The sequence below is a fragment of the Pseudomonas sp. 13B_3.2_Bac1 genome (assembly GCF_025466205.1).
GTDB classification, from domain to species: Bacteria; Pseudomonadota; Gammaproteobacteria; order Pseudomonadales; family Pseudomonadaceae; genus Aquipseudomonas; species Aquipseudomonas fluorescens_H.
In genome coordinates this window covers 13,754-40,199 of the sequence record NZ_JANLOG010000128.1, presented here as the reverse complement: position 1 = coordinate 40,199, position 26,446 = coordinate 13,754, and the positions used below count along the sequence as shown (strand labels likewise).

21 protein-coding genes and 1 pseudogene are annotated in these 26,446 nt (G+C 60.3%); 8 read left to right on the top strand and 14 right to left on the bottom strand.

Annotated features, from left to right (window positions below; translation table 11 throughout):
- The first annotated feature begins 10 nt into the window (after window positions 1-10).
- From NTD85_RS21420 to NTD85_RS21410, 3 genes are read left to right on the top strand one after another with little or no spacing between them, the layout of a single operon-like run.
- Window positions 11-811 (top strand): carbohydrate ABC transporter permease, encoded by an 801-nt coding sequence (locus NTD85_RS21420; RefSeq protein WP_003223758.1) that lies wholly within the window; start codon window positions 11-13, stop codon window positions 809-811.
- Between the two features lie 10 nt (window positions 812-821).
- Entirely contained in the window at window positions 822-1,094 is a 273-nt protein-coding gene (locus tag NTD85_RS21415; protein WP_003223760.1) for a DUF2160 domain-containing protein, read from the top strand.
- 45 nt (window positions 1,095-1,139) lie between these two features.
- Entirely contained in the window at window positions 1,140-2,882 is a 1,743-nt protein-coding gene (locus NTD85_RS21410; protein ID WP_103485333.1) for an ABC transporter substrate-binding protein, read from the top strand.
- Window positions 2,883-3,187: 305 nt separating this feature from the next.
- Here NTD85_RS21410 and NTD85_RS21405 read toward each other — a convergent pair whose 3' ends face one another.
- The 3 genes from NTD85_RS21405 to NTD85_RS21395 form a co-directional block, all read right to left on the bottom strand.
- The gene (locus NTD85_RS21405) at window positions 3,188-3,391 is read right to left on the bottom strand and encodes a type II toxin-antitoxin system prevent-host-death family antitoxin (RefSeq protein ID WP_262143148.1); all 204 of its coding nucleotides are present in this window, start codon (window positions 3,389-3,391) and stop codon (window positions 3,188-3,190) included.
- Window positions 3,392-3,785: 394 nt separating this feature from the next.
- A complete protein-coding gene (locus NTD85_RS21400; protein WP_103521753.1) occupies window positions 3,786-5,219 on the bottom strand; it encodes a heavy metal sensor histidine kinase in 1,434 nt (477 codons plus the stop codon).
- A complete protein-coding gene (locus NTD85_RS21395; RefSeq protein ID WP_003223767.1) occupies window positions 5,216-5,890 on the bottom strand; it encodes a heavy metal response regulator transcription factor in 675 nt (224 codons plus the stop codon). The genes NTD85_RS21400 and NTD85_RS21395 overlap by 4 nt, the downstream gene beginning before the upstream one ends.
- A 412-nt stretch (window positions 5,891-6,302) precedes the next feature.
- On the opposite strand from NTD85_RS21395, the gene NTD85_RS21390 reads away from it, so the two are divergent.
- From NTD85_RS21390 to NTD85_RS21370, 5 genes are all read left to right on the top strand, one after another.
- Window positions 6,303-7,550, top strand: coding sequence for a TolC family protein (locus NTD85_RS21390; protein WP_262143147.1), 1,248 nt, complete (start codon window positions 6,303-6,305; stop codon window positions 7,548-7,550).
- Window positions 7,551-7,597: 47 nt separating this feature from the next.
- Entirely contained in the window at window positions 7,598-8,791 is a 1,194-nt protein-coding gene (locus NTD85_RS21385; protein ID WP_262143146.1) for an efflux RND transporter periplasmic adaptor subunit, read from the top strand.
- A gap of 15 nt (window positions 8,792-8,806) precedes the next feature.
- A complete protein-coding gene (locus tag NTD85_RS21380) occupies window positions 8,807-11,956 on the top strand; it encodes a CusA/CzcA family heavy metal efflux RND transporter (protein WP_262143145.1) in 3,150 nt (1,049 codons plus the stop codon).
- Between the two features lie 212 nt (window positions 11,957-12,168).
- On the top strand, window positions 12,169-12,372 hold the full coding sequence (locus tag NTD85_RS21375; RefSeq protein ID WP_003223774.1) for a co-regulatory protein PtrA N-terminal domain-containing protein: 204 nt from the start codon (window positions 12,169-12,171) through the stop codon (window positions 12,370-12,372).
- Window positions 12,373-12,452: 80 nt separating this feature from the next.
- Complete coding sequence (locus tag NTD85_RS21370; RefSeq protein ID WP_262143144.1) at window positions 12,453-12,785, top strand: DUF2790 domain-containing protein; 333 nt, start codon at window positions 12,453-12,455, stop codon at window positions 12,783-12,785.
- 118 nt (window positions 12,786-12,903) lie between these two features.
- Here NTD85_RS21370 and NTD85_RS21365 read toward each other — a convergent pair whose 3' ends face one another.
- From NTD85_RS21365 to nuoG, 11 genes and pseudogenes are all read right to left on the bottom strand, one after another.
- A complete protein-coding gene (locus NTD85_RS21365) occupies window positions 12,904-14,088 on the bottom strand; it encodes an acyltransferase family protein (RefSeq protein WP_262143143.1) in 1,185 nt (394 codons plus the stop codon).
- A 179-nt stretch (window positions 14,089-14,267) separates the two neighbouring features.
- Entirely contained in the window at window positions 14,268-15,593 is a 1,326-nt protein-coding gene (locus NTD85_RS21360) for an OprD family porin (RefSeq protein WP_262143142.1), read from the bottom strand.
- A 425-nt stretch (window positions 15,594-16,018) separates the two neighbouring features.
- Window positions 16,019-16,114, bottom strand: a pseudogene (locus NTD85_RS21355) (transcriptional regulator); the annotation flags it as partial.
- Window positions 16,115-16,383: 269 nt separating this feature from the next.
- Entirely contained in the window at window positions 16,384-17,847 is a 1,464-nt protein-coding gene (nuoN, locus tag NTD85_RS21350) for an NADH-quinone oxidoreductase subunit NuoN (RefSeq protein ID WP_103486072.1), read from the bottom strand.
- A gap of 7 nt (window positions 17,848-17,854) precedes the next feature.
- Entirely contained in the window at window positions 17,855-19,387 is a 1,533-nt protein-coding gene (gene nuoM, locus NTD85_RS21345) for an NADH-quinone oxidoreductase subunit M (RefSeq protein ID WP_003223785.1), read from the bottom strand.
- A 39-nt stretch (window positions 19,388-19,426) separates the two neighbouring features.
- The gene (gene nuoL / locus NTD85_RS21340) at window positions 19,427-21,280 is read right to left on the bottom strand and encodes an NADH-quinone oxidoreductase subunit L (protein WP_083366307.1); all 1,854 of its coding nucleotides are present in this window, start codon (window positions 21,278-21,280) and stop codon (window positions 19,427-19,429) included.
- Complete coding sequence (gene nuoK, locus NTD85_RS21335) at window positions 21,277-21,585, bottom strand: NADH-quinone oxidoreductase subunit NuoK (RefSeq protein WP_003223790.1); 309 nt, start codon at window positions 21,583-21,585, stop codon at window positions 21,277-21,279. Before nuoK ends, nuoL begins: the two co-directional genes overlap by 4 nt.
- Before the next feature lie 3 nt (window positions 21,586-21,588).
- Window positions 21,589-22,089, bottom strand: a complete 501-nt coding sequence (gene nuoJ, locus NTD85_RS21330; RefSeq protein ID WP_003223793.1) for an NADH-quinone oxidoreductase subunit J — start codon at window positions 22,087-22,089, stop codon at window positions 21,589-21,591.
- 9 nt (window positions 22,090-22,098) lie between these two features.
- The gene (nuoI, locus tag NTD85_RS21325; RefSeq protein WP_003223795.1) at window positions 22,099-22,647 is read right to left on the bottom strand and encodes an NADH-quinone oxidoreductase subunit NuoI; all 549 of its coding nucleotides are present in this window, start codon (window positions 22,645-22,647) and stop codon (window positions 22,099-22,101) included.
- A gap of 11 nt (window positions 22,648-22,658) precedes the next feature.
- On the bottom strand, window positions 22,659-23,666 hold the full coding sequence (gene nuoH, locus NTD85_RS21320) for an NADH-quinone oxidoreductase subunit NuoH (protein WP_003223797.1): 1,008 nt from the start codon (window positions 23,664-23,666) through the stop codon (window positions 22,659-22,661).
- Complete coding sequence (gene nuoG, locus NTD85_RS21315) at window positions 23,663-26,377, bottom strand: NADH-quinone oxidoreductase subunit NuoG (RefSeq protein ID WP_262143141.1); 2,715 nt, start codon at window positions 26,375-26,377, stop codon at window positions 23,663-23,665. Before nuoG ends, nuoH begins: the two co-directional genes overlap by 4 nt.
- Window positions 26,378-26,446: the final 69 nt, after the last annotated feature.

Genomic DNA, 26,446 nt, shown 5'->3' with positions numbered 1-26,446 from the left:
GGGCCCGGCCATGAGCAAGACAAAGCTTTTTCCGCTGCTGATCTACATCCTGTTCGTGCTGGTGCCGATCTACTGGCTGCTGAACATGTCGTTCAAGAGCAACACCGAAATCCTCGGTGGCCTGACACTTTTCCCACAGAACTTCACGCTGGCGAACTACAAGGTGATCTTCACCGATCCGAGCTGGTACAGCGGTTACATCAACTCGGCGTACTACGTGACACTCAACACCGTCATCTCCCTGAGTGTGGCGTTGCCGGCGGCGTACGCGTTTTCGCGCTATCGCTTTCTGGGCGACAAGCACCTGTTTTTCTGGCTGCTGACCAACCGCATGGCGCCGCCGGCGGTATTCCTTTTGCCGTTCTTCCAGCTGTATTCGTCGATTGGCCTGTTCGATACGCACATCGCCGTGGCGCTGGCGCACTGCCTGTTCAACGTGCCATTGGCGGTGTGGATTCTCGAAGGCTTCATGTCCGGTGTGCCCAAGGAAATCGACGAAACCGCCTACATCGACGGCTACAGCTTTCCCAAATTCTTCGTGAAGATTTTCATCCCGCTGATCGGCTCCGGCATCGGCGTCACCGCGTTTTTCTGCTTCATGTTTTCCTGGGTCGAACTGCTGCTGGCGCGCACGCTGACCTCGGTGAACGCCAAGCCGATAGCTGCGGTAATGACCCGCACCGTGTCGGCCTCGGGCATCGACTGGGGCGTGCTGGCGGCGGCGGGGGTGTTGACCATCCTGCCGGGCATGCTGGTGATCTGGTTCGTGCGCAATCATGTGGCCAAGGGCTTTGCTCTGGGTCGTGTATGAGGAACGAATGATGGAATGGATGAGCTGGACGGCCCCTACGGCGGGTTTCTTCATCGCCATTGGCTTGCTGCTGGTCGGCATGACCACTTGGGAGTTGCGTTCGCCGAGCATTCTGCGGCGAGGTTTTCTGCCGATTGCCACCACCCGTGGCGATCGCTTGTTCATCGGTCTTCTCGGCAGCGCCTACCTGCATCTGCTGGTCATTGGCGTCACCGACTGGAGCATCTGGGCGGCGTCCGCGCTGTCTTTGGTGTGGCTGTTGCTTGTGATGCGTTGGGGCTAGTCGACTCTCGGCAATCGTGCTCCGAAAATCAAACAGGAGGTCTCTATGTTCGACAAAAACAATAAGCTGCGACATAGCATTTCATTGGCGGCCGTGCTGGCACTCAGCGGTTTGAGCGCATCGGCCTGGGCCGATGCCTATGAGGACGCTGCGAAAAAATGGATCGGCAGCGAATTCAAGCCATCGACCCTGACGCCCGAACAGCAACTCGATGAATTGAAGTGGTTTATCAAGGCCGCCGAGCCGTTTCGCGGGATGGACATCAAAGTGGTCTCGGAGACCCTGACCACCCACGAATACGAGTCCAAAGTGCTGGCCAAGGCCTTCACCGAAATCACCGGGATCAAGTTGACCCACGACCTGCTGCAGGAAGGCGACGTGGTGGAAAAACTGCAGACGGTGATGCAGTCGGACAAGAGCATCTACGACGGCTGGGTCAACGACTCGGACCTGATCGGTACGCACTTTCGCTACGGCAAGACCGAGGCGATCACCGACCTGATGGCCAACGAAGGCAAGAACTTCACCTCGCCGACGCTCGACATCAAGGACTTCATCGGCATCTCGTTCACCACGGCGCCGGACGGCAAGATCTACCAACTGCCCGACCAGCAGTTCGCCAACCTGTACTGGTTCCGCGCCGACTGGTTCGAACGGGCCGATCTGAAAGCCAAGTTCAAGGAAAAGTACGGCTACGAATTGGGCGTGCCGGTGAACTGGTCAGCCTATGAAGACATCGCCAAATTCTTCAGCGAAGACGTCAAGGAAATCGACGGCAAACGCGTCTATGGGCACATGGACTACGGCAAGAAAGACCCGTCGCTGGGCTGGCGTTTCACCGATGCCTGGTTCTCCATGGCCGGTGGCGGCGACAAGGGTATTCCCAATGGTTTACCGGTGGACGAGTGGGGAATTCGCGTCGAGGATTGCCACCCGGTTGGTTCCAGCGTGACCCGCGGCGGCGACACCAATGGCCCGGCGGCAGTCTTCGCCACGCAGAAATACGTCGACTGGCTCAAGGCCTACGCGCCACCGGAAGCGGCGGGCATGACCTTCTCCGAGTCCGGCCCGGTGCCGTCGCAGGGCAACATCGCCCAGCAGATCTTCTGGTACACCGCGTTCACCGCCGACATGACCAAGCAGGGCCTGCCGGTGATGAATGCCGATGGCACACCGAAGTGGCGCATGGCGCCGTCGCCGCGCGGGCCGTATTGGGAGGAGGGCATGAAGCTTGGTTATCAGGACGTGGGTTCGTGGACGTTCATGAAATCCACGCCCGAGAAACAGAAACTCGCGGCGTGGCTGTACGCGCAGTTCGTCACCTCGAAAACCGTGTCACTGAAGAAAACCATCGTCGGCCTGACGCCGATCCGCGAGTCGGACATCAACTCGCAGGCGATGACCGATCTGGCACCGAAACTTGGTGGGCTGGTCGAGTTCTACCGCAGCCCGGCCCGCGTGCAATGGACCCCGACCGGGACCAACGTGCCGGACTATCCGCGTCTGGCGCAACTGTGGTGGAGCCACATCGCCGAAGCGGCCAGCGGCGAGAAGACTCCGCAGCAGGCGTTGGACGGTCTGGCCAAGGATCAGGACGCGATCATGTCGCGTCTCGAACGCTCCAAGGCGCAAGCAGTGTGCGCCCCGAAAATGAACCCGGAACGCGACGCGCAATATTGGTTCGACCAGCCGGGCGCACCGAAACCGAAACTGGCCAACGAGAAGCCGCAGGGCGAGACCGTGAGCTACAACGAACTGCTGAAATCGTGGGCGGATGCGCGTAAGTGATGGTTGATGTGTGAAAAGCAAACGGCACCGTGAGGTGCCGTTTTTTTTGTTGCCTGATCTACCGCTTTCGCGAGCAGGCTCGCTCCCACACTGGATCTGTATCGTTCATAAATGCCGATCACAATCGAGATTACTGTGGGAGCGAGCTTGCTCGCGAATACGGTCTGCCATTCAGCATGGATAGTGACTGACACGCCGCCATCGCTTGCAGGCAAGCAATCCCACAGATTGCAGTGGTGTTCACAAAACTCAAAAATACCCTGCCCACTGCAGCAGCTACTAAAGGGCATCGGTCAATGCCAGCTTCATGCTTGAGTTTCTTCAAAGGTATCAAGCATGGCGTCAGGCAATGGCGAATCGAAATCTTCAGGCAGCACCAACTTGCCTTTCATAGCGCCAATTCGTGGTGTGCCGGTTTTTCCTGTGTGAGCGAGAAGGCGCTGCGCCCGACCTTGGACTGCCAGAGTGTCGATTTCTGCAACCAACTCACAAAACATGTCTCTGCTCATAGTGCCCCCCATCGTTCTTCTACATGCAAAGACCTTCACCATAAAACTACCCACTCAAGGCTGGCTGTAGGACGAGGCGGATGTTAGGGCGGGAGCTTTCGGAGTTTGTGCGGAGACGAGAGCGTATCGGTAAAAAATCGTACAAAACTTCCGATTCCCATTCTGACATTCAACATGGATATCGCCTGATCCGACGCTTTCGCGAGCAAGCTCACTCCCACAGGTTTTGGCGGCGTCCACACATTTTGTGAATGACTACTGTCCCTGTGGGAGCGAGCCTGCTCGCGAAGGCTCAGTATCAGGCAGTGCAGATGTTGCAGGACCCACCGCCATCGTGGGCAGGCGAAGGCCTACAGGTTTCAGTGGTGTTCACAAAACCTGAGTACCCCGCAAATCACTGTGGGAGCTTGCCTGCAAGCGATGGGGCCATGGGTGTCGCCGCAGGAAAACCGAGGCGGAATACGGTCATGACGCCGGGCAAGCTCTTCACCTCGGCTACTCCCTGATGCAAGCTCATGATCGAACGCACGATTGCCAGTCCCAGCCCGGTGCTGCCCTGCGAGCGCGAGCGGGCGCTGTCGACGCGGTAGAAGCGGTCGAACAGATGCGGCAGGTGTTGCGCCTCGATGCCGGCGCCGGGATTGCTGACCAGCAGTGAAGCCTGCGTCGCGCCTTGCTCGATCAGCAAGGTGATGGTTTTGCCGTTCGGGCAATGGCGCAGCGCGTTGGACAGCAGATTGGAAATCGCCCGCTGGATCATCAATCGATCGCCCAGCACCGATGCGCAACCAACAACATTCAAATGAATCTGCTTGTCCTGCGCCGACAGCGAAAACATCTCCGCGACCTTCGCCGCTTCATCCTCCAGCGCCACCGATTCAAACGGCGCCAGCGCCGACGGATGACTGACCTGCGCGAGAAACAGCATGTCGGAAACGATCCGCGCCACGCGCTCCAGCTCCTCGGTGCAGGACACCAACACGTCCTGGTATTCCTCGGTCGTGCGCTCACGAGACAGCGTCACTTGGGCCTTGCCCATCAAGTTGTTGATCGGCGTGCGCAGCTCATGCGCCAGGTCATCGGAGAACTGCGACAACTGCTGCACCCCGGCATCCAGCCGATGCAGCATGAAGTTGATGCCCTGCGCCAGTTCGCTCAGCTCCTGCGGCATGTTCACCACCGACAGCCGATGATCCAGATCCTGAGTCGAGACCATCGCCGCCACTTTGCGAAACTCGCGCAGCGGCGCCAATCCGCGCTGCACCGCGCCCCACGCCGTCAGGCCGATGAACACCAGCAACAGCGGCAAGGCAATCAGCGTCGAGCGCAGGTAGGCGCTGAGTAGCGCCTGATCATGCGCGTTGTCCATCGACAGCAGCACCGGCACGCGGCTGCCATCCTTGAGGCGAATCAGCTTTGACGCGGTAAGGAATTTCGCACCCTCGCCATCGCTGCTGTCGCTGTAGGTCAATTGCTCGGTGGCGGCTCGCACCGCGCGTAACTCGGCGCGCGGATCCTTCAGTCCTGAGCCGGATTTCAGCAGCGGCGAACGCAGGTTCGAACGGTCATAAATCGTCAGCGTCAGGTTGTCATGGCCCATGACCTGATCGAGCAGAATGTGCGGCTTGCCACTGACTTCATTGGCGTCGACGTACAGCGACAGGCTGTGTTCAACCTGCGCCATCTTCTTGTCCAGGCTGTCGCGGGACAGCGCATTCAGCTCATGGGTCAGGGCGAAATAGGCGAGGATCGCCAGAAACACCACCAACAGCGCGCCGAGAATACTCACGGTCAGACCGAGGCGCATCGACAGGCTGGCCGGCTTCATTCCCGCGCCTCCAGCACGTAGCCGACACCGCGCAGGGTGTGGATCAGCTTGTTGTCGAACGGGTCATCGATCTTCGCCCGCAAGCGCCGGATCGACACTTCGACCACGTTGGTGTCGCAGTCGAAATTCATGTCCCACACCAGCGAGATGATTTGCGTACGGGTCAGCACCTCGCCGGACTGGCGCATCAGCAAGTGCAGCAGGGCGAATTCCTTGGTGGTCAGGTCGATGCGCTGCTCGCCACGAAACGCCCGATGCCGGCCCGGATCAAGCTCCAGATCAGCGACTTTCAACACTTGCGGCACCGGGATATTTTCACTGCGGCGCATCAGGGTGCGTACCCGCGCGAGCAATTCGGGAAACTCGAACGGCTTGACCAGATAGTCGTCGGCGCCCAGATCCAGACCACGAATTTTGTCCGCCAGCCGCCCGCGCGCGGTGAGCATCATCACCCGCGTCGAGTGGGTACGACGCAGTTGTTCCAGCACGCCCCAGCCGTCCAGTTCCGGCAAGTTCACGTCGAGAATGATCAGGTCATACGCCTGCTGTTGCGCCAGATGCAATCCATCGGCACCGGTGGCGGCGTGGTCAACGATATAACCACTTTCGGTCAAACCCTGATGCAAGTATTCGGCAGCTTTAAGCTCGTCCTCGACGACAAGGATTCGCATGATCTTTCACCACTTTTATTTAAGGGATATTTAATTAAGGTGGCCGGGAAAATTATGGTTTTTGTAAGTTCTTCCGGACGCTGTTCGATAACTGAATGACGAACACGGTAAAGGCTGTAGTGGCTACAGGGTCAATCTCGGAGGCCTTTAAAACGGCTATCCGCGACAGCCTGTCGCAGTCTGAATGCGCCAATAGACATGTATTGCATTCAGGCAAGTGCTGTTCGGCAGATAACTACCGAGTATTTGTTTCCATGTATTACGGCAAAGCCGTTTGCACTTCGCATCCTAGAACAAAACAACTTTGCCAAACCGTGGATAACGGATTTGTAATGTTTCAGTCACCTTGTCGATAAGTTCAAAACCCTAACGTGGCGGCATCGAAAAATCCCGTATTAAAGGAAGTCCTCCATTGCCCGGTTTAATCGAACTGACGGCGCGATCACGCCTGAACAAAACCGCCAGCGGCCTCTTGTTGTTGGCGTGTAGCAGCCTGACCAGCGCATCGACCCTGACGCTGGATCAGGCGCTGCAAAGTGCCTTCGCCGGCAACCCCGATCTCGCCGCCGCGCAGTGGGAAATCGGCATAGCCGAGGGCGACCGCCAACAGGCTGGGCTGATCCCCAATCCCGAGGTGTCGTGGGAAGCCGAAGACACCCGACGCGACTCGCGCACCACCACGGTGATGCTCAGCCAGCCGATTGAACTGGGCGGCAAACGCGGTGCGCGCATCGATGTCGCCAGCCGTGCGCAGGACGCCGCCGGTATCGAACTGGAGCGCAAGCGCAATGCCTTGCGCGCCGATGTGATCCAGGCGTTCAACAGCGCGCAAACCGCGCAGCAACGCTTGCAGCTGTCGCGCCAGTCACTGCAACTGGCCGAGCACGGTTTGCGCGTTGCTCAGGGGCGCATCGAGGCCGGCAAATCGTCGCCGGTCGAAGGCACGCGGGCGCAAGTGCAGCTCTCGGAGGTGCGCCTGGAGGTGAGCCGCGCCGAGCGCGATCAGGCCAACGCCTATCAGCAACTGGCGCAAGTCATGGGCGCACCGTTGCCGACTTCGACCAATGTGCAAGCCGCGACGCAAAATTTCGCCACGCTGCCGCCGCCCAGTCGTTTGCTCGAGCGTCTGAACCAGACCGCCGAGCTGCGTCTGGCGAAACTGCAGATCGATCAACGCGAAGCATCGTTGGGCCTGGAAAAGTCGCAGCGCATTCCCGACCTGACCGTGAGCATTGGCAGCCAGTACAGCGAAACCGAGCGTGAGCGAGTCAACGTGGTCGGGCTGTCGATGCCGATTCCGCTGTTCAACCGCAATCAGGGCAACGTGCTCGCCGCCGCACGGCGCACCGATCAGGCGCGGGATCTGCGCAACGCCACCGAGCTGCGTTTGCGCACCGAAGTCCAGACCAGCCTTGAGCAATGGCAGACCGCCAATGGCGAAGTCAACACGTTCAACCAGAGCATCCTGCCCGCCGCACAAAGTGCAGTGGACAGCGCCACTCGTGGTTTCGAAATGGGCAAATTCGGCTTCCTCGATGTGCTCGACGCCCAGCGCACCCTGATTGCCGCGCGCAGCCAATACATCCAGGCCGTCAGCGAGGCGACCGACGCCCGCGTGCGCCTCGAACGGATCTTCGGCGACCTCAGCGTCAGCCCTTGAATTTCATTTTCAGACAACTGCGCGAAGCACGTCGCAGAGGAGTTTCCATGGATAAAAAACTGCTGGTGGTCGCGGTCGCGACCTTGGCGCTGGGCATTGGCATCGGCTCGATGTGGCCGGCCAATTCGAGTATCGACGCGCATGCCGATGAAGCGGCGGAGCACGCCGATCACGCCGAGGAGGGCGCGGCCGCCGAAGGCGAACATGCCGAAGAAGGCCACATCGAATTGAGCGCCGAGCAGATCGCGGCGGCAGGCATTCAACTGGCCGAGGCGCGGGCGCAGAGCATCAGTCTCGGCCTGTCGTTCCCCGGCGAAGTGCGCTTCGACGAGGACCGCACGGCGCACGTCGTGCCGCGCGTGCCGGGGGTGGTCGAGTCGGTGGCGGTCAACCTCGGGCAACCGGTGAAGAAGGGCCAGTTGCTGGCGGTGATCGCCAGTCAGCAGATCTCCGATCAGCGCAGCGAGCAGGCCGCCGCGCAACGTCGCTTGGCGTTGGCGCGCACCACCTACGAACGCGAGAAAAAGCTCTGGCAGGACAAGATCTCCGCCGAACAGGATTTCCTCCAGGCGAAGCAAGCGTTGGAAGAGGCGGAAATCGCCATGAACAACGCCCGGCAGAAAATCAGCGTACTCAGCGGCAGCGTGGTCGCCACCGGCGGCAATCGCTACGAACTGCGCGCACCGTTCGATGGCGTGGTGGTGGAAAAACACCTGACGCCGGGCGAGGTGGTCGATGAAACCACGGCCGCTTTCACCCTTTCGGACTTGTCCCGCGTGTGGGTCACGTTCGGCGTTTCGCCCAAGGATCTGACCCAGGTGCAGGTGGGCAAAACCGTCACCGTCAGTGCGCCGGAATTGCAAGCTGAAGTCACTGGCAGCGTGGCGTACGTCGGCAGCCTGCTCGGCGAACAAACGCGCACCGCGACCGTGCGCGTGACGCTGGAAAACCCGCAGGGTTCATGGCGCCCGGGGCTGTTCGTCACCGCACGGGTCGCCACCGACAGCCGCCAGGCCAAAGTCGCGGTGCCGGAAACCGCGATCCAGACCGTCGAGGACAAACCCACGGTGTTCGTCCGTACCGACGACGGCTTCAAGGCGCAGACGGTGGAACTGGGCAGCCGCGCCGCCGGCCACGTGGAAATCACCCAAGGGCTGGAACCGGGCGTGCAAGTCGCCAGCGCCGGCAGCTTCGTCCTCAAGTCGGAGCTGGGCAAAGCCTCAGCCGAGCACAGTCATTAATTCTGGAAGGTTCCCATGTTCGAACGCCTGATCCAGTTTGCCATCGAGCAGCGCATCATCGTATTGCTCGCCGTTCTGCTCATGGCCGGCCTCGGCATCGCCAGTTATCAAAAACTGCCGATCGACGCCGTGCCCGACATCACCAACGTCCAGGTGCAGATCAACACCGGCGCCGCCGGGTTCTCGCCGCTGGAAACCGAGCAGCGCATTACTTTCCCGATTGAAACCGCGATGGCCGGGTTGCCGGCGCTGGAGCAGACCCGTTCGCTGTCGCGTTCCGGGCTGTCGCAAGTGACGGTGATCTTCAAGGACGGCACTGACCTGTTCTTCGCTCGCCAACTGGTCAACGAGCGTTTGCAGATCGCCAAGGAGCAATTGCCCGAAGGCGCTGAAGCGGTGATGGGGCCGATCTCCACCGGCCTCGGTGAGATCTTTCTGTGGACGGTCGAGGCGAAGGAGGGGGCGTTGAAGGACGACGGCACTGCCTACACGCCGACCGATCTGCGAGTGATTCAGGACTGGATCATCAAGCCGCAATTGCGCAACGTGCCGGGTGTCGCCGAGATCAACACCATCGGCGGGTTTGCCAAGGAATACCAGATCGCGCCGGACCCGAAACGCCTCGCCGCGTACAAGCTCACCCTCACCGATCTGATCACCGCGCTGGAGCGCAACAACGCCAACGTCGGCGCCGGGTACATCGAGCGCAGCGGCGAGCAATTGCTGATCCGCGCACCGGGGCAGGTGGCGAGTACCGAAGACATCGCCAACATCGTCATGGCCAACGTCGACGGCACGCCGATCCGGGTGAAGAACGTCGCCAGCGTGGAAATCGGCCGTGAGTTGCGCAGCGGTGCGGCCACCGAAAATGGTCGTGAAGTGGTGCTCGGCACCGTGTTCATGTTGATCGGCGAGAACAGCCGCACCGTCTCGCAAGCGGTGGCCAGCAAGCTTGAACAGATCAACAAATCCTTGCCCAAAGGCGTGATCGCCGTGCCGGTCTATGACCGCACGCACCTGGTCGACAAAGCCATCGCCACGGTGAAAAAGAACCTGATCGAAGGCGCGATTCTGGTGATCGCGATTCTGTTCCTGTTCCTCGGCAACATCCGCGCCGCGTTGATCACCGCGATGGTGATTCCGCTGTCGATGCTGTTCACCTTCACCGGGATGTTCAGCAACAAGGTCAGTGCCAACCTGATGAGCCTCGGTGCGCTGGACTTCGGGATCATCGTCGACGGTGCGGTGGTGATCGTCGAAAACACCCTGCGTCGCCTGGCCCACGCGCAGCAGCATCACGGCCGCTTGCTGACCCGTGCCGAGCGTTTCAAGGAAGTCTTTGCGGCAGCGAAAGAGGCGCGGCGACCGCTGATTTTCGGCCAGTTGATCATCATGGTGGTGTACCTGCCGATCTTCGCGTTGAGCGGCGTCGAAGGGAAAATGTTCCACCCGATGGCGTTCACCGTGGTCATCGCGCTGCTCGGTGCGATGCTGCTGTCGGTGACCTTTGTGCCGGCAGCGATTGCGCTGTTCGTCACCGGCAAGGTCAAGGAAGAGGAGGGTGCGGTGATGCGCGGCGCCCGTCGGGTGTATGCGCCGGCGTTGGCCTGGGTTATGGCCCATCGCACGGTTGCGGTGGGCGTGGCGTTGGCGGTGATCGTGCTCAGCGGCGTGCTCACCAGCCGCATGGGCAGCGAGTTTGTGCCGAGCCTCAGTGAGGGGGATTTTGCCCTGCAAGCGCTGCGCGTGCCGGGCACCAGCCTGACGCAATCGGTGGACATGCAGCAGCGGCTGGAGACGCTGATTCTGGCCAAAGTGCCGGAGGTTGAACGGGTGTTCGCCCGCACCGGTACGGCGGAAATCGCTTCCGACCCGATGCCGCCGAACATCTCCGACAGCTACGTGATGCTCAAGCCGAAGGACCAATGGCCAGACCCGAAAAAGTCCCGCGAAACCCTGATGGCCGAGTTGCAACAAGCCGCCGCGACGTTGCCGGGCAGCAACTATGAGCTGTCGCAGCCGATCCAGTTGCGCTTCAACGAACTGATCTCCGGCGTGCGCAGCGATGTCGCGGTCAAGGTGTTCGGCGATGACATGGACGTGCTCAACGCTGCGGCGGCGAAGATCGCGGCGGCGATGCAGAAGGTCAACGGCGCCTCTGAAGTGAAGGTCGAGCAGACCACCGGGCTGCCGGTGCTGACCATCAATATCGATCGCGACAAGGCGGCGCGTTATGGCCTCAACGTTGGCGATGTGCAGGACACCATCGCCGTCGCAGTGGGGGGACGGCAGGCTGGCACTTTGTACGAGGGTGATCGGCGCTTCGACATGGTGGTGCGCTTGTCCGACGCGATGCGCAAGGACATCGACGGCTTGTCGGCGCTGCTGATTCCAGTGCCGGCGCTGAGTGGTGCGGCGAACCAGATCGGTTTTATCGCCCTGAAGGACGTCGCCAGCCTCGATCTGGTGCTCGGGCCAAACCAGGTCAGCCGCGAGAACGGCAAGCGTCTGGTGATCGTCAGCGCCAACGTGCGCGGGCGCGATATCGGCTCGTTCGTCAGTGAGGCCGGTGCGGTGATCGAGCGCGAGGTGCAGGTGCCGGCCGGTTACTGGACCAGTTGGGGCGGGCAGTTCGAGCAACTGCAATCGGCGGCCAAGCGCTTGCAGATTGTGGTGCCGGTGGCGTTGCTGCTGGTGTTCGGGTTGCTGTTCATGATGTTCAACAATCTGAAGGACGGCTTGCTGGTGTTTACCGGGATTCCGTTTGCCTTGACCGGCGGGGTGATGGCGCTGTGGCTGCGGGATATTCCGTTGTCGATTTCCGCTGGCGTGGGGTTTATCGCGTTGTCCGGGGTGGCGGTGCTCAACGGTTTGGTGATGATCGCGTTCATTCGCAATTTGCGCGAGGAAGGGCGCTCACTGACGGAGGCAATCAACGTCGGCGCGCTGACGCGCTTGCGGCCAGTGTTGATGACCGCGCTGGTGGCGTCGCTGGGGTTTATTCCGATGGCGCTGGCGACCGGCACCGGCGCCGAGGTGCAGCGGCCACTGGCAACCGTGGTGATCGGCGGGATTCTGTCCTCGACGATCCTCACGTTGCTGATCTTGCCCGCGCTGTACCAGATCGCCCATCGCCGGGATGAGGACACCGTACCGTCTGAGTAGGTGATCTCCTGTGGGAGCGGGCTTGCTCGCGAAGAGGCCGTGTCAGTCGACATCAATGTTGGATGACACACCGCTTTCGCGAGCAAGCCCGCTCCCACATGGGTTCCGTGCACTGATCCGGCAGATAACGGATATGTAATTCCCCCGCCACCGTCACGAAAGGTTCACCTTGTTACCTTGATCCCGTCAGTTACTTAAACGAGGAATCAACCATGAAATTCGCCCAACTGAGTGCCTTCGCAACCGCCCTGATGCTGTCGTCGCTGGCCATGGCCGAAGGCGGTGGTGACCGCACCTTCGACCGGATGATGACCGCCAACGACCGTGCCGTGGAGCTGTTCGTGGCCAAGGAAAAAGCCGCTGCCAACCCGGTGGTGGTCAATGAAAAGAACGACCAGAAAACTCAGGATCTTTAACGCGGCCTGAACCTGCGCAAGCCCGTCATCGCGCATCGATGCCGGGCTTTTTTTCGGGCCTGGAAGGGAAGGAAATGGAGATGAAAATGCTTAAGTCGATCGTGTGCGCCAGCGTCATGGCGATGTCCGTGAATGCACTGGCCGAGGGCGGCGGTGATCGCACCTTCGAGCGCGCTTTCAGCGCCAACGCCAAAGCCATGGAGCAATACGCGGCTGAACGCGGCAAAGCGGCGCCGGTGGTCAAGGAATACGAATACGGCATGCAGCTCGACGTGGTGAAAATCGTCAGCGTGGTGAAGCCGCAACCTGCCTGCTCGGTGGTCCCTACCGCTATGACCTACGAAGACTCGCAAGGGCAACTCAACACCCTCAGATACAGCGTGGCCGGCGTGTGCCGCAACAGTGGTGGCTAACCAACACATGATTCCCGGAGCTGCATTTAAAAGTTGTGTGGGAAAAGCAGAACCTTCCCACAATGTTTTCAGGTTGCCCTTCGGACGTCAGCTCTCTAGCCTGTGTGTTCAAGGAGGGTTACCTGGTCGGCAAGGGCTCGACGTCGACAGTGGCCGGGAGCGGAGACGCTTCCTGGTTCAACTTGCGTCGGGCAATCTCGGCGCCGCGCAGACGCAGAGGGGTTTCGATAAAGCGGTAGTTGAGTTCGCTCAGCAGCACCAGCAGACCCACCGACGTCAATAACAGCTCAAGGGTGAAACGCCCATCCAGCGGCACGCCTTGGTTGGCGGCAACACGCGTCCAGATCTCTGTACTCAGGTGATTGGTGAAAACGTGGATCACGTAGAGCCCATACGACCGTGAGCCGAGCCACTGCATGAGACCGCGCATGAACGCCGGGCAGTAGATGTAGCCCTTCTGATAACTCGCCAGCCAGACAATCAATACCGCGACCATCGCGACGATGCCGACAGCAATGGGCATGGCAATCAGCTGGATGGCGACAGAACCCAGCATGTAGAGCAGGAACAGCGTGCAAAGCAGCGGTTTGATCGTTCCCTGACCCAGCCCGACCGGTTCTATCTGCCGATAGAGGCGGGTACGGGTGAACAGGCACAGGAGAATTCCCCAGAGCATTGCATCCAGACGGAAGTGCGTGAGGATGCTTGTGGGTTGGCCGTAGGGGTTTCGATCAATACCGAACTGCAACGCAATCAGTGCGAACAGGGCGATGATCCGCCAACGCGGGGCCGTGACAAACAGCAGAAAAAACGGAAACACGAAGTAAAACTGCTCTTCGAGCGCCAGGCTCCAGTATTGAGGGCTGGGGCCCAGCAGCGAGTTGTAATGCATCGCCAGATTGCCGCTGAAGGTCGCGACGGCGGTGAAACTGCGCAGATTGTCGTACCACGAACCAAAGGCGTTCGATTGGTTGAAAACAATGGAAAACAACAGCGGAATGAGTATCCAGAGCCATGCTGTGGGCAGCAGACGATAGGCGCGGCGCAGCCAGAAACAGGCAGTTGCCAGACCGAACTGACCTTGGGCGCGCTGTTGGTCGAAATGGTCCAGATAGGCCTTGCTGACCACGAAACCGGAAATGCAGAAGAACAGGTCGACACCGGTCCAGGGCATGAAAATCGAGAATATTCTCAGCAGCGTATCGGTATGGAACGGCAGCATCATGGTGACATGGCACAAGAAGGTCATGGCCACAGCAGCCCCTCGCAAGTACTCGATTTCCAGGTTCTTACGGCTACTCATCGGTCCCTCGTTATTCTTGTTGGTCAGCGCAGGCGAAGATGGCAGGTGGCTTGCGGTTCGGTCAAGAAAACGATGAGTTTGTTCAGCGCAAAAAAAGGCGCCCCGAAGGACGCCAAAAAATTCACCTCTGACCAAAGGAGCAAGGAGCTTCTAAAGGTGAATGGTATTGCTCGGGAAACTCAGAGAATCGCCAGCGGGTATTCGACGATCACCCGCACTTCATCCAGATCCGACTCGAACGCCGTGGCGCGGGTGGTGGCCTGGCGCAAACGCAGTGACAGGTCTTTCATCGAACCGCTCTGCACCACGTATTTGACTTCGACGTCGCGCTCCCAGCGCTTCTGGTCGGTCAGCGGATTGCCTTCGGCATCACGGCGCATGTACACGGCGTTGGCGTTGGAATAGTCGGCGTCGGTGCCGCGTGCGTAACGGGTCATGAACGACAGACCGGGTACGCCGTAAGGGCTCATGTCGAGGTCGTAGCGCACCATCCACGAACGCTCCTTCGGCGAGTTGAAGTCGCTGTACTGGATCGAGTTATCGAGGAAGATCGAGTCGGACTGGCGCAGGTAATCGAAATCATCGTTGCCGTTGTTGCGCTGGTGGGAGAGGGCGACGGAGTGCGCACCGAGTTTCACCCCGACGCGGCCGCTCCAGATGTTGTTGTCGAATTGGCCGAGCAGTTGCTTGCCTTCGTCGACCGCCTTGTAATAGTTCAGGCCGCCGAACAGCGACAGGTCGTCCGCCAGCGGATAGGTCCAGGCGGTGCCGGCGTAATACTGGTTCCAGGCATCCTTGAGGCGGCTGGAGTACAGGCTGAAACTGAGGTTCTTGTTCAGCACATAATCACCACCGCCATAAGCGATCCACGGCGAGTTGACCGGGCCTGCGTAGAACGTGGCGAAATTTTCGCGCATGTCGCTGGACACCGGTTGGCTCATCGCATGCAAACGACCGCCCTGAATCGACAGACCGTCGATACTGGTGTTGGTCGCCGTCACACCGCGAAAGCTTTCCGGCAGCAGTCGCGAATCACCTGCGGCCACCACCGGGTTGGCCGGGAACACATCACCGACCTTGACCACGGTATCGAACGCCCGCACTTTGGCAGCGCCACCGATCTTGGTGTATTCATCCCGCGCCTGGCCGTCACGGTTGACCGGCAGCACATCGAACGAACTGCGCCCGCCGTTGCGGCCGTCACCGGTGTCGAGTTTCAAGCCGAGCATGGCAAATGCATCGACACCGACCCCGACGGTGCCTTGGGTGAAACCGGATTCGAACTTGCTGATCACCGCATGCGCCCAGGCTTCGGAATAACCGTTGCCGGTGGGGCTGGACTGGCCGTCGCGATGATCACGATTGAAGTAGAAGTTGCGGTTGAGCACCGTCAGGCTGCTGCCTTCGACAAAGCCTTCGGGCTTGTCTTCTGCAAACACCATGGACGGCCCGGAGCCGACCACCACCGCTAAAGCGGCCATCGACATTTTTGTATTGTTAACCATCAAACACTCCTTGGGTTCGGCAGAACGGGAACGTGCGTCGGCGTGGTTTTATTGTTCGACGGGCAAAGGCCCGCCGGCATTGGTCGCCGGGTCACATCGTTGCAAGCTGCGGATAACGCCAAGGTGATGGGGGAATTACAATTTCGTCATGTGGTTATATGGATTGAGTGAACGCCACATAAACCTGTGGGAGCGAGCCTGCTCGCGAAAGCGCAGTGTCAGGCAATGAAGATGGGGAGGTGCCGACGCCTTCGTCGGAACGCCGCCCGGAGCAGGCTCGCTCCCACAGTGGGTTGAGTGAGTCTGATAGATCACATGAGAGCAGATGTGGCTTTTTATCGTTCGAAGGTATCCAGCAAACCGTGTGATAGAGAGGCATCAGTTTCGGCGGGAAGTAGGAGTTTGCCCTTCGTGTCTCCGATCCGTTTTACACGCGTCTTCTTCAAGGTAATTTTGCCTTGGCGTTCTTCGGCTATCGCATCAAGGCCATCCATCAACTCTGAAAAAATATCCCGCTTCATGGTTCGTAGATCTCCACTTGATAGGTGATCCTCAAATTTAACCGCAATTACCTTCTGCAGAATGTCAGGCATTGCTCACCGCTTTGCAGGCAAATTCCTAGAAAGGGGAGAGCGTTATAAGTCAAAAGATCGCAGCCTTCGGCAGCTCCTACAGACCGCATACCATCCCAATGTAGGAGCTGCCGAAGGCTGCGATCTTTTGACGTTAAATCCCACAAAAACAAAAACGGCACCCGAAGGTGCCGTTTCCGTTTCCAGCCAGCCGAATATCAGCCCGCCAGACCCGCCTGCTGAACCAGAGTCAGCAATGGCTGCGGGTACACACCCAGGAAGAACGCGACCAGGGCGATGGCCAGCAGCATTACGCCGCCAGCCTTCTGTTCCCAGTGCAGCTGGGCGTCGTGGCGGCGCAGGTTCGGTTCGATCAGGTACAGGGTGACCATCACGCGCAGGTAGTAGAACACGCCGATGGCGCTGCCCAGTACCAGCGAACCGACCAGCCACCATTGGTGCGACTCGACGCCGGTAGCGATGATGTAGAACTTGCCGATGAAGCCGGCAGTCAGCGGGATACCGGCCAGGGACAGCATCATCACGGTCAGAACGGCGGTCAGGTACGGACGGCGCCAGAACAGGCCGCGGTACTCGTACAGCGCGTCGGCGTCACGGCCGTTGTACGGCGAAGACATCAGAGTGATCACGCCGAATGCGCCGAGGCTGGTGATCACGTAGGTGACCAGGTACACGCCGATGGCTTCCACCGCCAGACCCTTGCTCGCCACCAGGGCAATCAGCAGATAGCCGAAGTGTGCAATGGACGAGTAACCGAGCAGACGCTTGAGGTTGCTCTGGGTCAGGGCCAGCAGGTTACCGAACAGGATCGAGGCGATGGCGATCACGCTCAGCACGTCGCTCAGCACGCCACTGCTCGCGGCAGGGGAGATCTGGAACAGACGCACCATCACCGCGAACACGGCAACCTTCGACGCCGTGGCGAGGAACGCAGCGACCGGCGCCGGAGCACCTTCGTAGACGTCCGGGGTCCACAGGTGGAACGGTACCAGCGACAGCTTGAACGCCAGACCGATCAGCATCATGCCCAGACCCAACTGCGCCAGCGAGCTCGGCAGGTTGGTGGTAGCCAGGGCCTGACCGATACCGTTGAAGCTCAGGGTGCCGGCGTCAGCGTAGAGCAGGGCCATACCGAACAACAGGAACGCGGAACCGGCGGCCGACAGCACCATGTACTTGATGCCGGCTTCCAGCGAACGCTTGTTGAAGAAGGCATAAGCCACCAGACCGTAGACCGGCACCGACAGCAGTTCCAGACCGATGAACAGCCCGGCCAAGTGCTGCGCGCTGACCAGAACCAGACCACCGGCGGCGGCCATCAGGATCAGCAGGTACAGTTCTTCACGGTTGCCCGGGTAACCCGAACCGCCATCGCCGAGGTAGGCGTGGGCGAGGGTTACACAGGCGAGGGTGGCGACCAGGATCAGCGCCATGTACAGGCAGGCGAAGGTGTCGACTTGCAGCAGTGGCGTCACGGCCAGAGGCGCGACTTTCAGGGCTGGCAGGATCGACAACAAGGCCAGGTTCAGACCGGCGACCGAGATCAGGAAGGTCTGCGAGTGGTTGCGGCGCCAGGCGATTGCCAGCATCACCACGATAATGGTGAGGCTGGTGATCAACAGTGGCGCAAGCGCAATAAAGTGTTGAATCGTGAATTCCATAGCGCTCTTACCGGGCCGAAGCGAGTTGAGTGAAGGCGGTGCCGAGCCACTGCTGCACGCCATGCATCGTGGCGGCGGAAGTGTCGAGGAACGGTTGCGGGTAGACGCCGAGGTAAATCAGCAGCACCGCAAGGCCCAGCACCATGATCAGTTCGCGACCGTCCATGCCGTGCAGGATCGAATCCGATTTCGACGGACCGAAGTAGGCACGGTGAATCATGATCAGCGAGTAGACCGAACCGAACACCAGACCGGAAGTGGCAATCGCGGTGATCCATGGCGCACTGGCGAACGTACCGATCAGGATCAGGAACTCGCCGACGAAGTTACCGGTACCCGGCAGACCCAGCGAAGCGGCGGCGAAGAACAGGCTGATCGCCGGCAGGTAAGCGATACGCGACCACAGACCGCCCATCTCACGCATGTCACGGGTGTGCAGACGCTCGTACAGCTGACCGCTGAGGATAAACAGTGCCGCGGCCGACAGACCGTGCGCCAGCATCTGGATCACTGCACCTTGCAGTGCCAGTTGGCTGCCGGAGTAGATGCCGATCAGTACGAAGCCCATGTGGGAAACGGACGAGAAGGCGATCAGACGCTTGATGTCGGTTTGCGCGAAAGCGAGGAACGCACCGTAGAAGATCCCGATCAGACCGAGGGTCATGGCGATCGGCGCGAACTCGGCCGAAGCGTTCGGGAACAGCGGCAGGGCGAAACGCAGCAGACCGTAGGCAGCGGTTTTCAGCAGGATACCGGCGAGGTCGACGGAACCGGCAGTCGGCGCCTGGGCGTGGGCATCAGGCAACCACGAGTGGAACGGCACCACGGGCAGCTTGACCGCGAAGGCGATGAAGAAGCCGAGCATCAGGATGTACTCGGTGGTCATCGACATCTTGGTCTTCAACAGGTCGGCGTAGTTGAAGGTAATCACGCCAGTGTTGTTGAAGTTGACCAGCACCAGACCGAGGATCGCCACCAGCATGATCAGGCCGGAAGCCTGAGTGAAGATGAAGAACTTGGTCGCTGCGTAGATCCGGGTTTTCTTGCCGTCCGAAGAACTGTGACCCCAGAGCGCGATGAGGAAGTACATCGGCACCAGCATCATTTCCCAGAAGAAGAAGAACATGAACAGGTCGAGGGCGAGGAACACGCCGACCACGCCGCCCAGGATCCACATCAGGTTCAGGTGGAAGAAGCCAACGTGACGTTGAATCTCTTTCCACGAGCAGAGTACCGAGAGGATACCCAGCAGGCCGGTCAGCAGGATCATCAACAGCGACAGGCCGTCGAGGGCCAGGTGCACGTTGATGCCGAAGCGCTGGATCCAGACGTGCTTGAACTCAAGCGCCCAGGTCGGATCGGCGCCAGGCGCCGGAGCAAATGAATAGTCACCGTGGGCCCACAGCCAGAGGCCGAGGGCGAGTTCCAGGGTCATGGTCAACAGCGCAATCCAGCGGGGGAGGGTAGCGCCGAAGCGCTCACCCATCCAGCACAGCAGGCCGCCGATGAAGGGGATCAGGATTAGCCAAGGCAGAATCATGACGGGCTCGTTTCCTTTCGCAAATTCGCAAGGTTCATATCAGACCGCTACCAGCACGATGGCGCCGATTACCAGCACGGCACCAGCAGCCATCGAGGCGGCATACCAACGCAGTTGACCGGTCTCGGTGCGGCTCAGGGCGGTGTGACCGCCTTTGGCCATACGCGGGATCAGACCGATGGTCTGGTCGAGCGGGTCTCTGCGCAGTACATGGCTGATCGCAAGGTACGGCTTGACGAACAGTTTGTCGTAGATCCAGTCGAAGCCCCAGGCAGCGAACCACCAGGCCGAAAGGAAACGGCCGATGCCGCTGTTGGCGATCGCCGTCACGAAGCGACGCTTGCCGAGGAACAGCAGGGCCGCCAGCAGGATACCGGCCAGGGCGATGGCGCCCGAAGCGATTTCCAGACTGTGCTTGGCTTCGCCACCGGCATGGCCAACGCTTTCCGGCAGTACGCCGTGCAGCGGTGGAACGATCATCGCGCCGATGAAGGTCGACAGCACGATCAGTACCGACAGTGGCAGCCAGTGAGCGATGCCGTGACCGGCGTGGGCTTCAGTCTTGGCTTCACCGTGGAACGTGATGAAGATCAGGCGGAAGGTGTACAGCGAAGTCATGAACGCACCGACCAGACCTGCGTAGAGCAGACCGTGGTTGCCGCTGGCGAACGCTTCCCAGAGGATTTCGTCCTTGGAGTAGAAACCGGCGGTGACCAGTGGCAGGGCGGCCAGAGCGGCACCACCGACGATGAAGCTGGCGTAGGCCAGTGGCAGTTTTTTCCACAGACCGCCCATCTTGAAGATGTTCTGCTCGTGATGGCAGGCAACGATCACCGCACCGGACGCAAGGAACAGCAGGGCCTTGAAGAAAGCGTGGGTCATCAGGTGGAAAATCGCGCCATCCCAGGCACCAACGCCCAGCGCCAGGAACATGTAGCCGATCTGGCTCATGGTCGAGTAGGCGAGGATGCGTTTGATGTCGGTTTGTACCAGTGCGGCGAAACCTGCGAGAACCAGCGTCACACCACCGACGATGCCGACCAGGTGCAGGATTTCCGGCGCCAGGGTGAACAGACCGTGGGTACGGGCGATCAGGTAGACACCGGCGGTCACCATGGTTGCAGCGTGGATCAGTGCCGACACCGGGGTCGGACCGGCCATTGCGTCCGCAAGCCAGGTTTGCAGTGGCAGTTGCGCCGATTTACCGACCGCACCACCCAGCAGCATCAGGGTCGCCAGGGTGATCCAGAAGTCGCCGACCTGGAATTTCTGCGGTGCCAGCACCAGCAGTTCCTGGATGTTCAACGTGCCCACTTGCTGGAACAGGATGAACAGGCCGATGGCCATGAACACGTCGCCGATCCGGGTCACGATGAAGGCCTTGAGTGCGGCGTTACCGTTGTTGCGGTTGCTGTAGTAGAAACCGATCAACAGGTACGAGCACAGACCCACGCCTTCCCAGCCGAAGTACAGGAACAACAGGTTATCGCCGAGCACCAGGAACAGCATGCTGGCGATAAACAGGTTGGTGTACGAGAAGAAGCGCGAGTAACCCGCTTCGCCGCGCATGTACCAGGACGCGAACAGGTGGATCAGGAAACCCACGCCCACCACCACGCCGAGCATGGTGATCGACAGGCCGTCGACGTAGAGAGCGAAGTCAGGCTTGAAGCCTTCGACCGCCATCCACTTCCACAGCACCAGGGTGTAGTGACCGCCTTCGGGCGGTGCGACATTGAATTGCCAGATGACGTAGGCGGCGACAATCGCCGACAAGCCAATGGAACCCACGCCGATCAGCGCCGAGAGGTTTTCCGACCATCGTCCACGGGAGAACGACAGCAGCAGGAAACCGATCAGAGGGAATACAAAAGTCAGAAAGATTAGGTTCATCCGCGCATCTCACTGGCAGCGTCGATATCGAGCGTGTGGAAGCGGCGATACAGTTGCAGCAGGATCGCCAGGCCAATACTGGCCTCGGCGGCTGCCAGGCTGATCACCAGGATGAACATGATCTGTCCATCCGGTTGGCCCCAACGGGCGCCTGCAACGATGAAGGCCAGTGCAGAGGCGTTCATCATCACTTCCAGACTCATCAACACGAACAAAATGTTGCGGCGGACCATCAGGCCGACCAGACCAAGGCAGAACAGGATCCCGGCAACGGCCAATCCATGTTCGAGAGGGATAGCAGGCATGTCTTACTCCTTCGCCTCGTTACGGCCCAAATGGAACGCCGTGACGGCTGCGGCGAGCAGCAGCATCGAGGCGAGTTCGACCACCAGCAGATACGGACCGAACAGGCTGACGCCCACGGCTTTTGCATCGACGGTGGTGTGGCCGATGGCCTGGCCGCTCTGGTGAGCGAACAGCACATACAGCAGTTCGGCCAGCAGCAGGGCAGCGAGAATCACCGGCCCGGCCCAGATACCGGGCTTGAGCCAGGTGCGTTCCTGCTGAACCGAGGCCGGGCCCAGGTTCAGCATCATCACCACGAACACGAACAGCACCATGATGGCGCCGGCGTAGGCGATCACTTCCAGCACGCCGGCGAACGGTGCGCCGAGTGCGAAGAAGGTCATGGCCACGGCGATCAACGAGATGATCAGGTAGAGCAGGGCGTGCACAGGGTTGGTGTTGGTGACCACACGAAGCGTGGACACCACCGCGATACCCGATGCGAAATAGAAAGCGAATTCCATCGTTCTTCCTTAAGGCAGCAAGCTCTTCACGTTGATCGGTTCGGCTTCGTTCTGCGCAGAGCCTTTCGGCTTGCCAGCGATTGCCATACCTGCAACACGATAGAAGTTGTAATCAGGGTTTTTGCCGGGGCCGGAGATCAGCAGATCTTCTTTCTCGTACACCAGGTCCTGACGTTTGAACTCGGCCATCTCGAAATCCGGGGTCAACTGGATTGCGGTGGTCGGACAGGCTTCCTCGCAGAGACCGCAGAAAATGCAGCGCGAGAAGTTGATACGGAAGAAGTCCGGGTACCAGCGACCGTCTTCGGTTTCAGCTTTCTGCAGCGAGATGCAACCTACCGGGCAAGCCACGGCGCACAGGTTGCAGGCTACGCAACGCTCTTCGCCATCGGGGTCACGGGTCAGGACGATGCGACCACGGTAGCGTGGCGGCAGGTAGACCGGCTCTTCCGGGTATTGCAGGGTGTCGCGCTTGCGGAAGCCATGGCCGAAGACCATGACCAGGCTGCGCAACTGGGTACCGGTACCCTTAACGATGTCGCCAATATATTTGAACATGGGTCAAATCCTCACTGAACCGCAACCGCAGGTGTGTTCCACAACACAACCGCAGCGGTTATCAGCAAATTGATCAGGGTCAGTGGCAGGCAGAATTTCCAGCTGAAATCCATCACCTGGTCATAACGCGGACGCGGGATGGAAGCGCGCAGCAGGATGAACAGCATGATGAAGAACGCGGTCTTCAGTGCGAACCAGACGAAGGACAGTTGCGGCAGGATGCCGAACGGACCGTGCCAGCCACCGAAGAACAGGGTGACCAGCAGCGCCGAGATCAGGATGATGCCGATGTATTCACCGACGAAGAACATGCCCCATTTCATACCGGCGTATTCAATGTGGTAACCGTCGGCCAGTTCCTGTTCCGCTTCCGGCTGGTCGAACGGGTGACGGTGAGTCACGGCTACGCCAGCGATGAAGAAGGTACAGAAGCCGAAGAACTGCGGAATGATGAACCACAGGTTCTGCGCCTGGTACTCGACGATGTCGCGCATGTTGAACGAGCCGACCTGCACCACGATGCCCATCAGGGACAGGCCCATGAACACTTCGTAGGACACGGTCTGCGCCGAGGCACGCAAGCTGCCGAGCAGGGCGAACTTGTTGTTGCTCGACCAGCCGGCGAACAGCACCGCGTAGACCGACAGACCGGCCATGGCGAAGAAGAACAGCAGGCCGATGTTCAGATCCGCCACGCCCCAGGTCGGGGTGATCGGGATGATCGCGAACGCGATCAGCAGGGCGGACATGGCCACCACCGGTGCCAGGGTGAAGATCACCTTGTCGGCAAACGGCGGGGTCCAGTCTTCCTTGAAGAACATCTTCAGCATGTCGGCGGCGATCTGGAACATGCCGAACGGGCCAACGCGGTTCGGACCGTAACGGTCCTGCCACCAGCCCAGCAGGCGACGTTCGACAAAGCTGAGCAACGCGCCCGCGACCACGACGGCCAGCAGAATCACGATGGCTTTGATGACCGTCAGGATCACATCGATCACTTCAGGGGTGAACCAGGTCATTGCGCTGCCTCCTGCAGACCGTCGACGGACAGGCCGGCGAATGCCGGTGGAATGCCGGCGATGCCCGCAGGCAAGGCCACCAGACCAGCGCCCAGTTCTTCATTGATGCGCAGCGGCAGACGCAGGGTCTGGCCGGCCACGTTCAGGCTCAGCAGAGCACCGTCGTTGACGCCCAGGCGATCCGCTTCGGATTTGGCCAGAGCCACGTACGGAGCCGGGATGCGTTCCTGCACCGGCGCGGCTTTCGACGAGTTTTCGTCGCTGCCGAACAGGTGGTAGAACGGCACGGCTTGCCAGGTGCCCGGCGCCGGGTTGAAGGCGCGCGGAGCAGCGGCGAACCAGTTCAGCGAATCGCCAGTGCTTTCGATCAGGCGGGTGCCCGGGTCGCCAGCGCGCAGGTGACCACCGACTTCGTCCTGGAACTTGTTCCACGCTTGTGGCGAGTTCCAGCCCGGGGACCAGGCGAATGGCACTTGCTGACGTGGTTCAGCCGAACCCGAGTAACCTTCCATGGAGAAGGCGAACGCGGTGTCTTTGTCTTGCGGGGTGCGTGGTTCGTGGACGCTGATGTCGGCGCGCATCGCGGTGCGACCGGAATAACGCAGCGGCTCACGCGCCAGTTTCAGACCCTTGATGCGGAACGCGGCAGACGGTGCGGCGTCGACGATACGTGCCAGTTGCTCGGTGCTCGAAGCCACGGCAGCGGTGACGTGGTCGAGTTGCGTCCAGTCGATCGGCTGGTTCAGCAGGGTCGAGCGCAGGGCGTGCAGCCAGCGCCAGCCTTCGTGAACCAGAATGCTCGCATCCATGTATTGCGGATCGAAAACCTGGAAGAAGCGCTGGGCGCGACCTTCCTGGCTGACCAGCGTACCGTCGCCTTCAGCGAAGCTCGCCGCTGGCAGAACCAGTTGCGCGCGGTCAGTGGTGGCGGTCTTCTGGTGGTCGGCAACGATCACTACTTTCGCAGCGTTCAGCGCGGCATCGACCTTGGCTTTGGAGGTGCGGGTGTACAGATCGTTTTCCAGCACGACGATGGCGTCGGCCTGGCCATCGATCACGGCTTGCAGCGCCGCGTCGACCGATTCGCCACCGAGCATGGCCAGGCCAAGGCTGTTGGCTTCCGGCACGATCAGGCTGATCGAACCGTTCTTCTCGCGCAGCTTCAGGGCTTTGGCGATGTTCGCCGCCGCTTCGATCAAGGCTTTGGAGCCCAGCGAAGTACCGGCGATGATCAGCGGACGTTTGGCCGCGAGCAGGGCATCAGCAATGCGCTTGGCCAGTTCCTGGGCTTCCGCGTCCAGACCTTCAACGGCCGGGGCGCTGGCGTCCAGGGCGTGGGCCACGGCGAAACCGATGCGCGCCAGATCATCCGGAGCTGCGTGTACGCATTCTTCAGCGATGTCGTCGAGCTTGGTTTCGGCCAGGCTGGCGATGAACAGCGGGTTCAGTTCGTGCTGACCGATGTTCTTCACCGCAGCGTCGAGCCACGGCTGAACGCGCATGGCTTCGGCCATGTCTTCAGCTTTGCCCTTGACCGACTGACGCAGGGACAGCGCCATACGGGCGGCGGTCTGGGTCAGGTCTTCACCGAGGACGAAAACGGCGTCGTGGTCTTCGATGTCGCGCATGTTCGGCACGGGCAGCGGGCTGTCTTTGAGCACTTGCAGGACCAGACGGATGCGCTCCAGTTCGGAGGCCTCGATACCGGAGTAGAAGTGCTCGGCGCCGACCAGTTCACGCAGCGCGTAGTTGCTTTCGAGGCTGGCGCGTGGCGAACCGATACCGACGATGTTGCGCCCGCGCAGCAGATCGGCCGCCTTGTCCAGCGCCTGATCCAGGCCCAGCTTGGTGCCGTCGGCCAGCATTGGCTGACGTGGACGGTCGGTGCGGTTGACGTAGCCATAACCGAAACGGCCGCGGTCGCACAGGAAGTACTGGTTCACCGAACCGTTGAAACGGTTTTCGATGCGACGCAGTTCGCCGTAACGCTCGCCCGGGGATATGTTGCAACCGCTGGAGCAGCCATGGCAGATGCTCGGCGAGAACTGCATGTCCCATTTACGGTTGTAGCGCTCGGAGTGAGTCTTGTCGGTGAACACACCAGTCGGGCAGACCTCAGTGAGGTTGCCGGAGAACTCGCTTTCGAGGGTGCCGTCTTCAACGCGACCGAAGTACACGTTGTCGTGGGCGCCGAAGACACCGAGGTCGGTGCCGCCGGCGTAGTCCTTGTAGAAACGCACGCAGCGGTAGCAGGCGATGCAGCGGTTCATTTCGTGGGAAATGAACGGGCCCAGTTGCTGGTTCTGGTGGGTGCGCTTGGTGAAGCGATAACGGCGCTCGTTGTGGCCGGTCATCACCGTCATGTCTTGCAGGTGGCAGTGACCGCCTTCTTCGCACACAGGGCAGTCGTGCGGGTGGTTGGTCATCAGCCATTCGACAACACTGGCGCGGAACGCCTTGGATTCTTCATCGTCGATGGAGATCCAGGTGTTGTCGGTGGCAGGCGTCATGCAGGACATGACGATGCGACCACGGGTGTCGTTCTCGTCGGTGTACTGCTTGACCGCGCACTGGCGGCAGGCCCCGACGCTACCAAGCGCGGGGTGCCAGCAGAAATAAGGGATGTCGAGGCCCAGCGACAGACATGCCTGTAACAGGTTGTCTGCCCCGTCGACTTCGAGCGCTTTGCCGTCTACGTGGATAGTGGCCATGGTTCAAAGGTCTTCGTTGGCCCGGTGTCAGCGGGCGTGGCTAATGGAATCTTGTTATCCGTCCGAATC

Coding starts and splice junctions, on each gene's coding strand:
- NTD85_RS21375 (WP_003223774.1), top strand. CDS start 12,169: ATGAAATTCGCCCAACTGAGTGCCTTCGCAACCGCCCTGATGCTGTCG.
- nuoM (WP_003223785.1), bottom strand. CDS start 19,387: ATGATTCTGCCTTGGCTAATCCTGATCCCCTTCATCGGCGGCCTGCTG.
- nuoK (WP_003223790.1), bottom strand. CDS start 21,585: ATGCCTGCTATCCCTCTCGAACATGGATTGGCCGTTGCCGGGATCCTG.
- NTD85_RS21380 (WP_262143145.1), top strand. CDS start 8,807: ATGTTCGAACGCCTGATCCAGTTTGCCATCGAGCAGCGCATCATCGTA.
- NTD85_RS21400 (WP_103521753.1), bottom strand. CDS start 5,219: ATGAAGCCGGCCAGCCTGTCGATGCGCCTCGGTCTGACCGTGAGTATT.
- NTD85_RS21415 (WP_003223760.1), top strand. CDS start 822: ATGGAATGGATGAGCTGGACGGCCCCTACGGCGGGTTTCTTCATCGCC.
- nuoG (WP_262143141.1), bottom strand. CDS start 26,377: ATGGCCACTATCCACGTAGACGGCAAAGCGCTCGAAGTCGACGGGGCA.
- nuoI (WP_003223795.1), bottom strand. CDS start 22,647: ATGTTCAAATATATTGGCGACATCGTTAAGGGTACCGGTACCCAGTTG.
- NTD85_RS21370 (WP_262143144.1), top strand. CDS start 12,453: ATGAAAATGCTTAAGTCGATCGTGTGCGCCAGCGTCATGGCGATGTCC.
- NTD85_RS21420 (WP_003223758.1), top strand. CDS start 11: ATGAGCAAGACAAAGCTTTTTCCGCTGCTGATCTACATCCTGTTCGTG.
- nuoN (WP_103486072.1), bottom strand. CDS start 17,847: ATGGAATTCACGATTCAACACTTTATTGCGCTTGCGCCACTGTTGATC.
- NTD85_RS21365 (WP_262143143.1), bottom strand. CDS start 14,088: ATGAGTAGCCGTAAGAACCTGGAAATCGAGTACTTGCGAGGGGCTGCT.
- NTD85_RS21410 (WP_103485333.1), top strand. CDS start 1,140: ATGTTCGACAAAAACAATAAGCTGCGACATAGCATTTCATTGGCGGCC.
- nuoL (WP_083366307.1), bottom strand. CDS start 21,280: ATGAACCTAATCTTTCTGACTTTTGTATTCCCTCTGATCGGTTTCCTG.
- nuoH (WP_003223797.1), bottom strand. CDS start 23,666: ATGACCTGGTTCACCCCTGAAGTGATCGATGTGATCCTGACGGTCATC.
- NTD85_RS21385 (WP_262143146.1), top strand. CDS start 7,598: ATGGATAAAAAACTGCTGGTGGTCGCGGTCGCGACCTTGGCGCTGGGC.
- NTD85_RS21360 (WP_262143142.1), bottom strand. CDS start 15,593: ATGGTTAACAATACAAAAATGTCGATGGCCGCTTTAGCGGTGGTGGTC.
- NTD85_RS21395 (WP_003223767.1), bottom strand. CDS start 5,890: ATGCGAATCCTTGTCGTCGAGGACGAGCTTAAAGCTGCCGAATACTTG.
- nuoJ (WP_003223793.1), bottom strand. CDS start 22,089: ATGGAATTCGCTTTCTATTTCGCATCGGGTATCGCGGTGGTGTCCACG.
- NTD85_RS21405 (WP_262143148.1), bottom strand. CDS start 3,391: ATGAGCAGAGACATGTTTTGTGAGTTGGTTGCAGAAATCGACACTCTG.